At 69.3% G+C, this 15,039-nt stretch carries 10 protein-coding genes; 2 read left to right on the top strand and 8 right to left on the bottom strand.

What is annotated here, in order from left to right; translation table 11 throughout:
• Positions 1-17 precede the first annotated feature (17 nt).
• From LDO86_RS08215 to LDO86_RS08200, 4 genes are read right to left on the bottom strand one after another with little or no spacing between them, the layout of a single operon-like run.
• Positions 18-749, bottom strand: coding sequence for a thymidine kinase (locus tag LDO86_RS08215; protein ID WP_018769693.1), 732 nt, complete (start codon positions 747-749; stop codon positions 18-20).
• Complete coding sequence (locus tag LDO86_RS08210) at positions 742-1,980, bottom strand: nucleotide pyrophosphatase/phosphodiesterase family protein (protein WP_018769692.1); 1,239 nt, start codon at positions 1,978-1,980, stop codon at positions 742-744. Before LDO86_RS08210 ends, LDO86_RS08215 begins: the two co-directional genes overlap by 8 nt.
• Position 1,981: 1 nt before the next feature.
• Positions 1,982-2,725: a DUF5998 family protein gene (locus LDO86_RS08205; protein WP_018769691.1), complete on the bottom strand. Its 744-nt coding sequence runs from the start codon at positions 2,723-2,725 to the stop codon at positions 1,982-1,984.
• 41 nt (positions 2,726-2,766) lie between these two features.
• The gene (locus tag LDO86_RS08200; RefSeq protein ID WP_018769690.1) at positions 2,767-5,451 is read right to left on the bottom strand and encodes a bifunctional GNAT family N-acetyltransferase/acetate--CoA ligase family protein; all 2,685 of its coding nucleotides are present in this window, start codon (positions 5,449-5,451) and stop codon (positions 2,767-2,769) included.
• A gap of 77 nt (positions 5,452-5,528) precedes the next feature.
• Between LDO86_RS08200 and LDO86_RS08195 the strand changes: the two genes are divergently transcribed.
• On the top strand, positions 5,529-8,048 hold the full coding sequence (locus LDO86_RS08195) for a DNA topoisomerase IV subunit A (protein ID WP_018769689.1): 2,520 nt from the start codon (positions 5,529-5,531) through the stop codon (positions 8,046-8,048).
• Positions 8,049-8,085: 37 nt separating this feature from the next.
• Here the strand turns inward: LDO86_RS08195 and LDO86_RS08190 are convergent, their stop codons facing one another.
• A complete protein-coding gene (locus tag LDO86_RS08190; RefSeq protein ID WP_018769688.1) occupies positions 8,086-8,886 on the bottom strand; it encodes an ABC transporter permease subunit in 801 nt (266 codons plus the stop codon).
• Positions 8,876-9,868: an ABC transporter ATP-binding protein gene (locus LDO86_RS08185; RefSeq protein WP_018769687.1), complete on the bottom strand. Its 993-nt coding sequence runs from the start codon at positions 9,866-9,868 to the stop codon at positions 8,876-8,878. Before LDO86_RS08185 ends, LDO86_RS08190 begins: the two co-directional genes overlap by 11 nt.
• Positions 9,869-9,935: 67 nt before the next feature.
• On the opposite strand from LDO86_RS08185, the gene LDO86_RS08180 reads away from it, so the two are divergent.
• A complete protein-coding gene (locus LDO86_RS08180) occupies positions 9,936-10,454 on the top strand; it encodes a DinB family protein (RefSeq protein ID WP_018769686.1) in 519 nt (172 codons plus the stop codon).
• A gap of 30 nt (positions 10,455-10,484) precedes the next feature.
• On the opposite strand, the gene cydD is transcribed toward LDO86_RS08180, so the two are convergent.
• Entirely contained in the window at positions 10,485-13,976 is a 3,492-nt protein-coding gene (gene cydD / locus LDO86_RS08175) for a thiol reductant ABC exporter subunit CydD (protein ID WP_224084419.1), read from the bottom strand.
• Position 13,977: 1 nt separating this feature from the next.
• Complete coding sequence (cydB, locus tag LDO86_RS08170; protein ID WP_018769684.1) at positions 13,978-15,027, bottom strand: cytochrome d ubiquinol oxidase subunit II; 1,050 nt, start codon at positions 15,025-15,027, stop codon at positions 13,978-13,980.
• Positions 15,028-15,039 lie beyond the last annotated feature (12 nt).

Below are 15,039 nucleotides of genomic sequence, written 5' to 3'. Positions count from 1 at the left end.
TGACGAAGAGGGTGGGGCTAAGCCCCTCGGCTCCCGCCGGGTCCGCCGGAACCGCGCCAGAGGCAGGCGTCGACGTCGAACGGGAGCAACTGGTCCTGCTGGGCCATCAGGTTGGCGCCGTGGGCCGTCACCCGCCGCATGAAGTGGCGCCGGCACAGCGTTTCGTAGCCCACTACGGGTACATGCCCGGCGTCCGGGGCGGCGGCAGCCTCAACCACCATGTCCACGTCACCCACCACCACCTGCGCGCCCTCGGTGACCATGACGCCGTCGACCGTCCTGGCGTTGTGCGTTGCACGCCGCCCGCACCAGCAGAGCGCCTCCACCTGCAGCACCTGAACCCGGTCGGCAAGCTCGATGAGCCGCTGCGAACCCGGGAACAGCCTGGTGCGGAAGTCGGCCGTGATGCCGAAGGCAAAGACGTCGACGTCGATTTCGTCCACCACCTTGGCCAGCTGCTCCACCTGCTCCGGGGAGTAGAACTGGGCCTCGTCGCAGATCAGGTAATCCACACGCTGGCCCTGGGTGCGGCGAAGCATGACTTCTTCCCAGAAGTCGGTGCTGTCCAGCACCTCCACGGCGTCCGTCTCCAGGCCCAGGCGGCTGGAGATCCGGGACTCTCCGGCGCGGTCGTTGCGGCTGAAGCGGACGCCGCCGCGGCCGCGGGCCCGGTGGTTGTAGTCCATCTGCAGCGCCAGCGTCGATTTACCGCAGTCCATGGTGCCGGAGAAGAAGATGAGTTCAGCCACGCCGGCGGTTCCTTCCTTCGGCGGTGAAGCAGAGCAGCGGGACCTCCCGCTCCGCCTTCGTCAGCGAGCCGTGCTGGCCCACCACTTCCATGGCGGTGGGCCGCATGCGCCGGCCGTCATAAAGTGCGACGGCGTCACGCGCCGCGATCATCACGTCACCGATCCTGCCCGCAACAGCGGGACGGACGTCACCAAAAAGTCCCCCGGCAACGGCTTCCTGGCGCGTAAAGGCCCATACCCGGTCGCCGAACCGCGCCTTCCAGGCGGCAAGCAAACGTTCCGCTGCCCCAGCACCGGCTTCCAGGTCCGCCTCCTCCAGATACAGGTGCACCATCCGCGGTTCACCGGCCGTATGGCGCACCCCGTCCACCAACCCGGGGTCGGTGGAGAAATCAATCCGCTGGGATTCCGGGACGTCCAGCATGCCGTGGTCTGCGGTGAGCACAATGGTGGTGCCGGCGGGAAGCGTGGAGTTGAGCCGTTTGACGGTGGAATCGAGCTCCTCCAGCTGGTGTTCCCACTGCTCGGAACGGCAGCCGTGGCGGTGGCCCGCCTTGTCCAGTTCGTTGACGTAGAAGTACATGAGGGACGGGCCAGAGGCCGCCATGGCCTCGGCCGCGGCCGCGGTCCGCGCATGCGCGGTTATCCCGGAGATGAACCTGCCGCCCCGCAGCGCGGCGCGGGTCATGGGCGAGCCGTCGAACTGGGAGAGGCTGACGGTGCTGACGTCCACCTGTTCGGCGATCTGTTCAAACACCGTGGGGAAAGGCTGCCAGGTGGACGGGTCGACGCCCGGATCCCAGTTCCCCAGCAGATTGACCACCTTGTCCTGGTCAGGGTCCAGGACGTCGTAGCCCACCATGCCGTGCTGGCCCGGCGGAAGTCCGGTTCCAAAGCTGGACAGCGCCGCCGCCGTGGTGGAAGGGAAGGCGGAATCCAGCCACACGGGGACCTCGCCCTGCCCCGTCTGGATCACGGACCGCAGGAAGGGCGTGTGGGCCGCCTTTTGCTTCAGCAGGTTCCTGCCCAGGCCATCAGCCAGTACAACGCAGACCCGGGACGCGTCCGGTAGCCCAAGGGTATTGGTAAAGCCCACCACGCCGAGGCTTGCCGCGGCGCTGGTGAGGACTTCAGCCACGGAACGCTGTCCGTAGGCGGGAGGGGCTGGAAGGTCGGGCGTGCGGCCGATGGTTGGGGTTTCCTGGATGGCGCGGTGGCGGTCTTCCGGCATCTCAGCGCTGCTGGTGCCCGCGGCTGAGCCGGTTTCCGAACACCCCGGACCGCGTCCGCGGACCCATGGACTGGGCATGGGTTACGGGAGCCGCGGAACCGGTGTTGACCGCCCGCAGGGCCCTGGCGAAGAGCTTGGCGTCCTGCACTGCCTGCAGCCCGTCTGCCTCCGCGCTGATGCGGAGCACGATGTCTTCCTGGGCGATGGTTCCGGTGTAGCCGTGGTCAGCTTCGCACTGCGGATCGCCGCAGCTGGCCGGACCCATGTCCAGTCGCTGGCCACCGGACCATGCAATGGACAACGTGAGTTCCCGGACGGGGTCGGAGGGCTTGTAGTTCTGCGGCTGGGCGTACATGTAGCTCAGGACCACGGACCGGATCTGGGCCACGGGAACGGACTCGGTGGAGATCTGGGCGACGATTTGCTCCCCCGCCTCGTCCAGTTGCTGGTCATCCACGTGGGTGATCACCAGCATGTCCGCGGTGAGGACCAGCACGGTGATGTGGCGGCGCACCTCTGCCCGGTCGAAGTGGGTTTCCAGGTGCACCAGGTGGGCCACGCAGTCCCGGCCGTCCAGTGCGTCGTCGACGACGTCGGAGACCAGGCGGGGGTAGAAGCCGGCCTTCTGCAGCGCGTCTTCCAGGCTCTGGCCCTGTGTTCCGTGGTTGTGTGAGCTGTGCTGGCGGAGTGCCTGGTTTTCATTGCCGGGCGTTTCGGGCGCCGAAGCGGGAGGCTGGAAGCTCATGCCCCCATTTTCACAGATCGTCCGGTCACTTGCTAACCGCGTCAGCCCAGCATGGCGCGGCGGGCACTGTCCGTGCGCTGCGCGGCGTTGCCGATGCGTACGTCAGCGGCGAGGATGGTGGCCCCGGCGGTGCCGCACAAAACCGGGTTGAATTCCACCAGCGCGATCTCCGGGTGGTTGTCCTTCATCCAGGCCAGCCTGGCGGCCAGGTCCTCCAGCGCAGGGACGTCGACAGCCGGCAGGCCCTGGTAGCCGAAGAGCTTCCGGGACGCCCGCGGAGCTCGGATGAAGTCGTGCACGTCCGCCGCGGAGAGCGGCGGAACCCGGTGTGACCAGTCGTCCAGGAGGTTGACGGCGTCGCCGGCGAGGCCGAAGGAAATGACCGGGCCCAGCAACGGATCCTCGATGGCACGGAAGGTGCAGGCCTGTCCCACCGGCGCCATGGCCTGTACTTCCAGGGCGGGATCACCGTAGGCCGCGAGCGCGCGCCGCATCTGCACCACGTTTTGGCGCAGTGATTCGGCGTCCTCAATGCCAAGCCTGACCCCGCCAAGGTCAAGCCGGTGCCGCAGCGCGGGGTCGGTGGTTTTCAGCACCACCGGCCAGCCCAGCGCATCTGCCGCTGCCACGGCCTCGTCCGGTGTGGTGAATCCTGCAGAGGGCAGGACCGGGATGCCGTAATGCTTCAGCAGCGAAGCAGCCGCGGCCGGGTCCAGCTGCTTGAGCTGGTCGCCCGTGACGTCCCCGAGCAGGGCGTCCAGCTCGGCCTCCGCCTTGCGGGGGTCGCAGCCGGCGGGTTCGACGAAATGCCCCTGGTCACGGCCGACCCACTCCGCATAACGGACCACGGCCGCGAGCGCGGCCACGGCAGCCCCGGGGTTGGAAAAGCAGGGGACGGTACAGCCCTCCGCTCCCACCAGGCCCTCCACGTTGATGGCGGGGTCCAGGATGCCGGTGAAGGCGGCCACCACCGGCTTCCCGGCAGTAGCTGAACATTCGGCCAGGACCTGCGCCACCGCGTCGGCGGTCAGCCCTCGGGCAGGCAGCAGCGCGGCGACGGCGGCGTGCACGGCATCGGAGGCCAGGGCGTCAAGGAGGGCGGTCCGCAGTGCGGGCAGGGCCACCGACTGGCCGGCATCAAGGTCCAGTCCCGAAACCACCCGGGCAACGCCCAGCCCGTGCGCGGCGGCACTGTCCGCCACCACGTTGCCCAGCGCCTGGGAATTGCTGAAGATGGCGACGTCGGCTCCGGCGGGCAGTGGCTGCCCGGACACCACCTGCGCCACATCCACCAGCTGTTCCACGGTTTCCACGCGGATCACGCCCGCCTGGCGCAGCATGGCATCCAGCGCCCCGGCCGGCGCCTGGGTGGTCCGGACGGCATGTCCGGGCGGCAGACGGAGCCCCATGGTGTCCGACTTGGCCACGATGACCGGCTTGGTGCGGGCCAGGCGCCGTGCGATCCGGGAGAACTTGCGCGGGTTGCCGATTGACTCCAGGTAGAGGCCTACGGCGGAGGTGTCGGCATCGTCTTCCCAGTACTGCATCATGTCGTTGCCAGAGACATCCGCCCTGTTGCCTGCCGAGAGCAGGCTGGACAGTCCCAGCCGGCGCCGGGCCGAGGCGGCGTAGAGCGAGACGCCGATGGCGGCCGACTGGCTGAACAGGCCCAGGCCGCCGCGCAGCGGCATGGTGGGCGCCATCGACGCGTTCAGCGACACGTCCGGGTGAGTGTTGGCGATGCCCAGCGACGCCGGGCCGATCACCCGCATCCCGCTGGCCCGGGCCTGGCGCACCAGGGCGCGCTGCCGCAGCAGGCCCCGCTCGCCGTCGTCGGCAAAACCTGCCGAGGCGATCACAACGCCCTTGACGCCCGCTGCCGCGCACTCCGCCACGACGCCGGCCACTTCCTCGTAGGGAACGGCGATGATTGCCAGCTGGACGGGCTCGGGGACTTCGGAGAGCTTGCCGTAGGACATCATCCCGGCCAGTTCCAGCGCCTCCGGGTTGATGGCGTACACGGATCCGTGGAAGCCGCCCTCGATGATGTGCTCCAGCAGTTGGTACCCCACGGTGCCCCATTTGCGGCTGGCACCGATGACGGCAACGGACGACGGCGCCAGCAGGTCCCGGACGCTCCTCGCCTCGGCGCGGTGCTCGCGGGATTCCATGACGGCGCGCGATTTTTCGGTGGGGTCGATGTTGAACTCGAGGCTGACGACGCCGTCGTCGAAATGGCGCTTGACGTCGTAGCCGGCGTCGGAGAAGACCATCAGCATCTTGCGGTTTTCCGGCAGCACCTCGGCGGTGAACTTCCGGATCCCGTTTTCATGCGCGGCGGCGGCAAGGTGCTCCAGCAGGATGGAGCCGATTCCCCGGCCCTGGTGGGCGTCGGAGATGTTGAAAGCAACTTCGGCCTCCGTGGGATCGGCAAGCCGGTCGTAGCGGCCGATGCCGACGATTTCGCCGCGGATGGTGATGACGAAGGCCACCCGGTCCCTGTAGTCCACTTCGGTGAAGCGCTTGAGCTCCTTGGCCGACAACCTGGCCTTGAACGCAAAGAAGCGCATGTAGATTGAATTCTGCGACTGTCCGGTGTGGAAGGCCTGCACGGCGTCCGCGTCCGACGGATGGATGGGCCGAAGATGCGCTGTCCCGCCGTCACGCAGGACGACATCGGCTTCCCAATGTTCCGGATATTCGCCGTCCCCGGGCTGATCCACCATAGGCTTAGCCTAGCCAAAAACTAACGCAGCACACCCCCAAGGCTGCACAGTAACCCCAGAAGGATTCACCAAACCCCATGGCCCGCCGCCAAAGTTCCAAGCCCATCGTGGAGAGCGACTACACGGAAAACATCGTCGATATCGATGTCACGTCCGAAATGCAGGGCTCCTTCCTGGAGTACGCGTACTCGGTGATCTACTCCCGGGCCCTCCCGGATGCCCGCGACGGGCTGAAGCCGGTACAGCGCCGCATCCTGTACATGATGAGCGACATGGGGCTGCGCCCGGACCGGGGCCACGTCAAGAGCGCCCGCGTGGTGGGCGAAGTCATGGGAAAGCTGCACCCCCACGGTGACGCCGCCATCTACGACGCCATGGTGCGCATGGCGCAGGATTTCTCGCTGCGGCTGCCGCTGATCGACGGGCACGGCAACTTCGGATCGCTCGACGACGGCCCGGCAGCACCCCGCTATACGGAAGCCCGGCTGGCTGCGGCCGCCCTCACCCTCACCAACCACCTCGACGAAGACGTGGTGGACTTCGTCCCCAACTATGACAACCAGCTGACCCAGCCGGACGTCCTTCCCGCCGCCTTCCCCAACCTGCTGGTCAACGGCGCCACCGGCATCGCCGTCGGCATGGCCACCAACATGGCCCCGCATAACCTGGTGGAGGTCATCTCCGCCGCCCGGCACCTCATCGCGCACCCTGACGCAACCCTGGATGACCTCATGCGGTTCGTCCCGGGCCCGGACCTGCCCAGCGGCGGCCGGATCGTCGGCCTGGACGGCATCCGTGACGCCTATGCCACCGGCCGCGGCTCGTTCAAGACCCGGGCCAAGGTGGAGGTGGAACAGCTCTCCGCGCGCCGCACCGGCCTGGTGGTCACCGAACTGCCGTACATGGTGGGCCCGGAAAAGGTGATCGAAAAGATCAAGGATGCCGTCAACGCCAAGAAGCTGACCGGCATCAGCGACATCGTGGACCTGACGGACCGCAAGCACGGCCTGCGGCTGGTCATCGAGCTCAAGAACGGCTTCAACCCGAACGCGGTGCTGCAGCAGCTGTACCGCTACACGCCGATGGAGGACTCCTTCGGCATCAACAACGTCACCCTGGTGGATGGCCAGCCGCAAACGCTGGGCCTGGTGGACCTGTTGCGTGTCTACGTCGACCACCGCATCAACGTCGTCCGGCGCCGGACCGCCTTCCGGCTCGGGAAGAAGAAGGACCGCCTGCACCTGGTGGAGGGCCTCCTCATCGCCATCGTGGACATTGACGAGGTCATCCAGATCATCCGGTCCTCGGACGAGGCCGCCGCGGCCCGCGAGCGGCTGATGTCCATCTACGACCTCACCGAAATCCAGGCCAACTACATCCTGGAACTGCGCCTCCGGCAGCTGACCAAGTATTCCCGGATCGAGCTGGAGAAGGAGCAGGACGAGCTTCGCCGCGAGATCGCGGAGCTGGAGGCGATCCTGGGCTCGGAGGAACTGCTGCGCACCGTGGTTTCCGACGAACTGGGTGCCATTGCCGAAGACCACGGCACCCCGCGCCGCACCGTGCTGCTGGAGTCCGAGGCGGTGTCCCCCACCGTTGCGTCCGCCGAACTTGCCGGGGCCAACGGGAAGAAGGGCAAGGCCGTGCCGCTGGCACTGGAGATCGCGGACGACCCCTGCTGGGCCATCCTCACCGCGTCCGGCCAAATAGCTCGCACCGGCAACCAGGAGCCGCTGGCCGAGGCAGGGCCACGGAGCAAGCATGATGTGTACACCTCAGTGGTTAAGACGTCGGCCCGCGGCGAAATCGCCGCCGTCACGTCGCTGGGCCGCATGCTCCGGCTGCAGGTCATGGACATGCCGGTCCTGGCGCCGGTGGCCGGACTGCCCAACCTGGCGGGCGGCGTCCCCGCAAAGGATTTCCTCACGCTGGTGAAGGGCGAAACCCTGGTGGCGTTCGTGCGCCTGGATGAGGTCCTGGCCATCGGCACCGCCCAGGGCGTGGTGAAACGCGTCCAGCCGGACTACCCGCTGAACCGGGAAGACTGGGAAGTCATCACCCTCAAGGACAAGGACACCGTGGTGGGCGTGGCTCCTGCCGGTGACGATGCCACCGAACTGGTGTTCCTCACCAGGGAGGCCCAGCTGCTGAAGTTCCCCGCCGCCGCCGTCCGCCCGCAGGGGCGTGCCGCCGGCGGGATGGCGGGCATCAAGCTCGCCGCAGGTGACCAGGTGATCTTCTTCGGCGCCGTCCAGCCCAAGGACGAGGCCGCCGTCGTGGTCACCATCGCCGGGACCAACGGCGCCCTGCCGGGCACGGCCCCTGGCACCGCCAAGGTCACAGCCTTCTCCGAGTATCCGGCCAAGGGCCGTGCCACCGCCGGGGTCCGGTCGCACCGGTTCCTGAAGGGTGAGGACATGCTGCTGCTGGCCTGGGCAGGGCACGGCCCGGCCAAGGCTTCATCCGCTGCCGGGGTGGCCCGGTCGCTGCCGCAGGAGCATGGCCGCCGCGACGGCTCCGGCGTCCCGCTCTCACAGGCCGTCGAAGCAGTGGGCCCGGCCATGGCATGGACGGACGGACCGGCAGCCGGGGAATAGAGCCCGGGCGCCACGGGCGATGCCGCGCGTCCGGCGCTCAGCCCGCTATGTCCCTGCGCCGGAAGCCGGCGACGGCAAGCCCCAGCAGCACGGCAACGGTGGCAGCGGACACCAGCACGCTGTCCCAGGCCACGCCCTGCCGCAGGGGGTCGTGGGCAACGTACTGGAAGAACGGCGACACCTTCTGGATGCGGTCGAAGGCATCCACCAGCGGCGCGAGGGCGTTGACGATGTAGGCGAGGACGGCCAGCACGGCCGGAACACCGCGGCTGAGGCCGGTCCGTCCGGTCCCTGCTGAAAGGGCAAGGGCACCGGTACCGAAAACGACGCCCAGCAGCGCTAAATGCAGCATGGCGGCAGCCACCTTGCCGGCCGGAAGGACCAGGTCCACCATGCTGCCCTCCAGCACCAGCGATATTCCCAGCACGGCGGCCAGCAGGAAGGTGCCCAGCACCATGGCCAGGAACTTGTCCACCACCACCCGGCCCCGCCCCACGGGGTTGGAAAGCAGCAGGTCCATCGTGTGCCGGTCCTCTTCCCCGCCGATGGCGCCCGCGCCGGAACTGATGGCATAGATCAGCACCGCAATCGGCCCCATGAAGGACAGCAGCTCCACCTGGATGTATCCGGTGGGAGTGGACATGTCGGCGCTGGAGGTGGCGAAAAGCGAGCGGAACGCCTCCGGCATCTGCTCGATGAAGCTGCTGATGGAGGGCTGTGACTTAACCGCGGGCCAAACTGCCGCGTACGTTGCCACGATGAGTGCCAGGGAGACGGCCCACGCCACCAGCAGCCTGCCCTGGTCCCGGAGCGTCTTCAGCAGGACGTTAGCCAGCATGGCGCGCCGCCGTTCCCGCGCCGGCGAGGCTGGCGCTGCCGGGTCCGTCCATTCCGTAGTAGCTCAGGAACGTCTCTTCCAGCGGCGCTTCAGAGCATTCGAAGTCCACCACCTCCCGGGCGCTGACCAGCTTCAGCAGCGCATCCAGGGCCGCCTGCGGCGCATTGCAGCTCAACGTGGTCCCATCCACCAGCAGGTCCCGCACGCCGGGCACGCCGGCGAACTCCGCCGCGGACACCTCCGCCGCGAAGCGGGCCCGGACCCGGTGCAGTGAACGTGCGGCGAGGTCCTGCAGCCGCTCCACCGCCACCAGCTGTCCCTGGCGCACCACCCCGATGCGGTCTGCCACGCGCTCCACCTCGCCCAGCACGTGGGAGGAAAACAAGGCGGAGCCGCCCTCGGCAGTATGTTCACGCAGGATGGAATGGAAAACCTGCTGCACCAGCGGGTCGATTCCGCTGGTCGGCTCGTCCAGCACCAGCAGCCGCGGCCGCGACATCACCGCCAGGACCACGGCGAGCTTCTGGCGGTTGCCGCGGGACAACGTGCGTGCGGGCCGGCCCAGGTCCAGCTCCAGCCGGGCCGCCACCTCGGCCGCCCGTTTGCCGTCGTCCCGGTGCCGGAGGTGGGCGCAGTAGGCCACGTGCTGGCTGCCGGTGAGGCGGTCGTAAAGCGCCGGCTCACCTGGCACGTAGCCCACCAGGCGGTGGACGTCCCGGGACTGCCGCCAGGCGTCCAGTCCCAGCACCGACGCTGTACCGGACGTGGGCCGCAGCAGCCCCATCAGGAGCCGGATGGTGGTGGTCTTGCCTGCCCCGTTGGGGCCCAGGTAGCCGAACACCTCGCCCGGCCCAATGGTGAGTGTCACGCCGTCGAGCGCAGTGTTGCGGCCGAACCGCTTGGTCAGGCCCGCCAGCCGCACCATGCTTTCGGCACCGCTTTCCGCACCGCTTTCCGCACCCCCGCGCTCTTCCGGGCTCATGCGGCAAGGCTATGCCGGGCGCTGCACGGGTCCCAGAGTCTTTCGGCCCACCGCTTAGACTGCTCCCATGCCTATCGTTCCTGATGAAAAGGACTGGACCTGGGTCCTGTCCCGCCCCTGCCCGGAATGCCATTTCGACGCTTCCAGCGCCACCCCGGCAACGGTACCGGGAAGCATCGAAAGCCTGATCCCCCGGTGGCTCGCCGTCCTGCGCCGGCCGGACGCGGCGCAGCGCCCCGATGACCACACCTGGTCCGCGCTGGAGTACGCGTGCCATGTGCGGGACGTTTTCGCGCTGTTCGACCAGCGGCTGAACCTGATGCTGGCAGAGGATGACGCCCGCTTCGAGGATTGGGACCAGGACCGGACCGCCATCGAGAAGGACTACGCCAACGCCGATCCGGCCGAGGTGGGCCGCGAACTGGCGGCGGAAGGACACCAGGCCGCCGAGTCCTTCGCCGGAGTCCATGAGGACGACTGGGGACGCAAGGGGCTGCGCAGCAACGGCTCGCAGTTCACCGTCCTCACGTTGTCCCAGTACTTCCTGCACGACGTCGTCCACCACCTTCACGACGTCAGCGGCTAAAGGCGCAGGCACGCCGGGGACCGTCCCGCCTTAGTGGGAAGCGGCCAACGATTCCCGGGGTTGTCCGGCGAAGGCCGAAAGATCCAGCCTGGCGTCGCCGGCCTTGATGTCAGCGGGATTGTGGGTAACCAGCACCACGGTGCGGTCCCGGAGTCCCGTGCGAAGGTCCGCCAGCATGGCTGCCGCCGATTCGGCGTCCAGGTGGGCAGTGGGCTCATCCAGCAGGATCACCTCCGCACCGGTCAGCAGGGTCCTCGCCACGGCCAGCCGCTGGCGCTCGCCGCCGCTCAGGAAGGCACCGCCGGGACCGATCCGGGTGTCCAGGCCCGCCGGCAGCCGGGCCACCAGGCCGGCAAGTCCGACGGCGGCCAGGACAGACTCCAGCTCGTCGTCCGCCAGGGTTGGTGCACCCTTCCCGGACGGCCGGCCCAGCATGAGGTTGCCGCGGATGGTGGAGTCGAACAGGTGTGCCTCCTGCGGACACCACGCCGCCCGGCCGGTGACCAGCGCCCGTCCCGCGGCCGGCGGCAGGAAGCCAAGCAGCACCGAGAGCAGGGTGGACTTTCCCGACCCCGATGGTCCGGTGACCGCCAGCCAGCGCCCGGGACCCGCCACCGCGAACACGCCGGAGAAGACCGGGACGTCTCCGGGCCAGGCCGCGGCCAGGTCCACCAGTTCAAGGCCCGGAGTGCCGCCGGCGCGGCCGGGAACGGACTGCATCCCAGCAGACACGTCGAGGCGGCCGTCAAGGGCGCCCGACTCCCCCACCCGGCGCATCACGGCACGGAGCGCGGGGAACTGGCGGACCGCCGTCGTCATCGCTGCGTAGGGTTCCACCAGTGCCAGCAGCAGGAGGACCACCACGGCTGCCGTGGCCGGGGCAACCTGGGCCGCAAGGACCCCGGGAGCCGCCAGCCATGCGGCGGCCAGTGCGGCGGTGCCGCAGGCGGCGGTGGCAACAGCGTGTCCCAGCCCGTCGGCCCAGGCTGAGCGCTGGGATGCGCGCGTGGCGTCGCGGTCCTCCGCCAGCAGCGCCTCAAGCACACGGGCTGCCACGCCGTTTGCGTGCAGTTCCGCCCTGGCGTCCAGGGCTGCCGTCACGCGGCGCAGGACCCCGGAGCGCAGGGACTGCTCGGCGTTGGCGGATTTGCGGTCTCCCCACAGGGCGGCCGCGGGTGCCAGCAGCAGGCCGCTGATGGCCGCGCCGGCCACTGCGGGAAGGGCCGCCGGCACCAGCACGCCGGTGGCAGCCACGGCCAGGACGGAAACCGCGAGCGCCGTGAGGGGTGGCAGGACCACGCGTGGAAGGAGGTCGCGGACCGTGTCCACATCGTCGATGACCGTCCCCAGCACGTTGCCGCCCTGCAGGAGCCGGCGCAGCGACAGCGCCCTGCGGCTCAGAGATTCCCAGAGCCGGCCGCGCAGGCGGGTGAGCGCGGCGAAGACGGCATCATGCAGCAGCAGCCGCTCCCAGTAGCGGAAAACGGCCCGGCCGATGCCGAAGAACCGGACGCCGACGATCGCCGTCAGCAGGTAGAGAATGGGCGGCTGCTCGCTGGCCCGGATGATGAGCCAGCCGGAAAGGCCGGAAAGCGCGACGGCGAAGACGGCCGCCAGGGTGCCCACGACAGCAGCGGCGGCGAACCTGCCCCGCACCGGCGCCAGGAGGGCCGCCAGGAGGCGGGCCGCGCCTGGGGCAGCGCGAACGCTTGGGGCAGCCTGGACGTTTGCGGCAGGCTGGACGCTTGCGGCACTCCTGACGGACCCGCTGGTGCCGGCTTCCGCCGCGTCGTCAACGCGTGCGCTGACATTGCCGGCGGAAGCGGCGTCGGCGGAGCCGGGTTGGGTGGAGCCGCTTCTCCCGGGGCCGGGCAGGATGCCGGTTGCACCCCCGTTGTGGTGCCGTGCTGCCGCGGCCCGGACCGCCGGCACGACGGGCGCCAGCAGGTCTGCGAGCCGGCGGGTGCGCTGGTTGTGGGCCACCAGGATCACGGTGGCCTGGCCGCGGAGCCGCCGGATGGCCTCCTCCACAATGAGTGCGGAGGCGTCATCCAGGTGTGCCGTGGGCTCGTCCAGCAGCAGTAGGGTGGCACCGGCCTCGATCCTGGCCAGTCCGCGGGCCAGTGCCACGCGGCGCAGCTCGCCCGGGCTCAGCTCCGCCTGGTGCTTCGCTGCCAGGTGGGCGGCTCCGGCCCTCTCCAGGCAGCGGCGGGCAGTCTCTTCGCCGGTAAAGCGGTCGGGGCCATGGGTGGGGTCCGGCGAGAGGTACAGCAGCACCTCCTCCAGCACGGTTCCGGCCACCATGACGGGATGCTGCGGCACCCAGGCTACGGAACTGCGGTCCAGGCCGCTAATGGATCCGGTGATGCCCGTCCCGTCACCGGCGCCGATGGTTCCGGCCAGTACGCCCAGGACAGTGCTCTTGCCGGCACCGCTGGGTCCGTCCAGGGCGGTGATCCGATCCTGGGGGGCGGTGAAGGTGAGGGGGCCGACGGCGGCTCCGGACCGGCCGGCGTAGGTCACCGTGAGTCCGGTGACCTCGAGTGGGGCACCGGGCCTGCCGGCCCTGGCCGCCGGCAGGGGTATCGCTTCGGCCGCGCCGGTCACGGCGGCTGTTTCCGCGAGTGCCACCCGGCCGTCGTCGCTGGCGTGGTGGGCGGTGCCCAGTTCCCGCAGCGGAAGGTAGCAGTCCGGTGCCAGGAGCAGCGCCAGCAGGCCGGCCTCCAGCGGCATGTCGCCGTGGACCAGCCGGACGCCGATGAAGACCGCCACCACGGCGACTGAGATAGTGGCGATGAGTTCCAGGGCCAGGGCGGACAGGAACGCGGTCCGCAGGGTGCCCATGGTGCGGGAGCGGTACTCTTCGGAGATTTCTTCGAGGGCCTTGCGCTGGGCGGTTGCCCTGCCCAGTCCGACCAGGACCGGCAGGCCCTTGGCGAGCTCCAGCATGTGTGCGGACAGCCGGGCCAGCGACGACTGGGCCTGGCGGACGCTGTCCTCGGTGTACCGGCCGATCAGCACCATGAACAGCGGGATCAGGGGCACCGTGAGCACAATGACCAGCGCGCTCACCCAGTCCGCGAAGAGGATCCGTGCCCCCAGCAGCAGCGGCACGGCGGCGCAGTTGACCAGCGCGGGAAGGAACTGGGTGTAGTAGCTGTCCAGGGCGTCCAGGCCGCGGGTGGCCAGCACCGCCAGGCCGCCGTCACCCGGCCCGGAGGACCGGACGCCCGTGCGCAGGGCACGCCCCAGCAGTTCTGCCCGGAGTTCTTCCTTGACCCCCAGCGCCGCCCGGCGGCCCGCGACGGCCTGGCCCCAGACGCTCAGGGAGCGGAGGACGACGCCGGCGAGCCCGGCGGCGAGCTGGGTTGCCCAGCCCGGGTTTCCGGCCACGAGTCCGGCCAGGACGGAGGCCACGGCCTGGCCGATCAGCACCAGGGAAAGCGCCTTGAGCGCGGCCAGGACGCCCAGCCAGTAGATTGCTGAACGGGTGGCCGGACCGGCGGGAAAGGTTGGCCGCACGTCAGCCCTTGGTGGTGAACGCCCTGGCGGCCACCGCCGGGAGGAAGCTGTGGGCTTCCGGGATGTGGGCGGCGCTGACGCGGCGGCGGAAGACCCAGTAGGTCCAGGCCTGGTAGGCGATCACCAGGGGAAGGCCAAAGGCTGCCACAATGCTCATCAGTCCCAGGGTGTAGTCCGAGGAGGAGGCGTTGGAGATGGTGAGGTCAAAGGCGCTGTCCAGCGTGGAGGGCAGCACCACCGGGAACACGGCCCCGAAAATGGACGCCGTGCCCAGAACCAGGAAGGCGCCCAGGGCCAGGAAGGACCGGCCTTCGGAGCCCTTCCGGGCCAGCAGCCAGGCAGTAACGGCCGCAGCAACGGCCAGGACGACGGCGGCCCAGGTCCAGGGTTTGCCGTCCATGAACTGGATGGCGAGGGCCCACGCCGCGATAGGCAGGAGCAGGGCCGGCAGGAGCCGAACGAACCACTGGCGGGCGCGGTGCCGTACCTCCCCGTCGGTCTTGAGGGCGAGGAACGCCAGCGCGTGGAGCAGCGCGAACCCCACCACGGCGATACCGCCCAGCAGGGCGTAGCCGCTGAACCAGGCCATGGGGCCGCCTTCGCGGTCGCCGTTGGCGTTCAGCGGAAGGCCGGTGGTGGTGAGGGCCAGTGCGGCGCCCACACCGAAGGCGGCAAAGAAGGAACCCAGCGCGATGGCCCAGTCCCACCGGTTCCGCCAGCTGTCCGTGTCCACCTTGCCGCGGTATTCGAACGCCACCGCCCGGAAGATCAGTGCCAGCAGGACGACCAGCAGCGGGAGATAGAGCGCGGAGAACAGCGACGCGTACCAGAGCGGGAAGGCTGCGAAGGTGGCGCCGCCGGCGGTCAGCAGCCACACCTCATTGCCGTCCCAGACGGGTCCGATGGTGTTCAGCAGCACCCGGCGCTCGGTGTTGTCGCGGGCGAAGAGCTTCATCAGCATCCCCACGCCCAGGTCGAAGCCCTCCAGGAAGAGGTAGCCGGTCCACAGCACCGCGATGGCGATGAACCACATGGTGGGAAGCAGTTCCATTGTTTGTTTCCT

The sequence above is a fragment of the Arthrobacter sp. StoSoilB19 genome (genome assembly GCF_019977275.1).
GTDB lineage: Bacteria > Actinomycetota > Actinomycetes > Actinomycetales > Micrococcaceae > Arthrobacter.
This window is presented reverse-complemented; position numbering and strand designations above follow the sequence as displayed.

Coding starts and splice junctions, on each gene's coding strand:
- LDO86_RS08210 (WP_018769692.1), bottom strand. CDS start 1,980: ATGCCGGAAGACCGCCACCGCGCCATCCAGGAAACCCCAACCATCGGC.
- LDO86_RS08205 (WP_018769691.1), bottom strand. CDS start 2,725: ATGAGCTTCCAGCCTCCCGCTTCGGCGCCCGAAACGCCCGGCAATGAA.
- LDO86_RS08200 (WP_018769690.1), bottom strand. CDS start 5,451: ATGGTGGATCAGCCCGGGGACGGCGAATATCCGGAACATTGGGAAGCC.
- LDO86_RS08195 (WP_018769689.1), top strand. CDS start 5,529: ATGGCCCGCCGCCAAAGTTCCAAGCCCATCGTGGAGAGCGACTACACG.
- LDO86_RS08190 (WP_018769688.1), bottom strand. CDS start 8,886: ATGCTGGCTAACGTCCTGCTGAAGACGCTCCGGGACCAGGGCAGGCTG.
- LDO86_RS08185 (WP_018769687.1), bottom strand. CDS start 9,868: ATGAGCCCGGAAGAGCGCGGGGGTGCGGAAAGCGGTGCGGAAAGCGGT.
- LDO86_RS08180 (WP_018769686.1), top strand. CDS start 9,936: ATGCCTATCGTTCCTGATGAAAAGGACTGGACCTGGGTCCTGTCCCGC.
- cydB (WP_018769684.1), bottom strand. CDS start 15,027: ATGGAACTGCTTCCCACCATGTGGTTCATCGCCATCGCGGTGCTGTGG.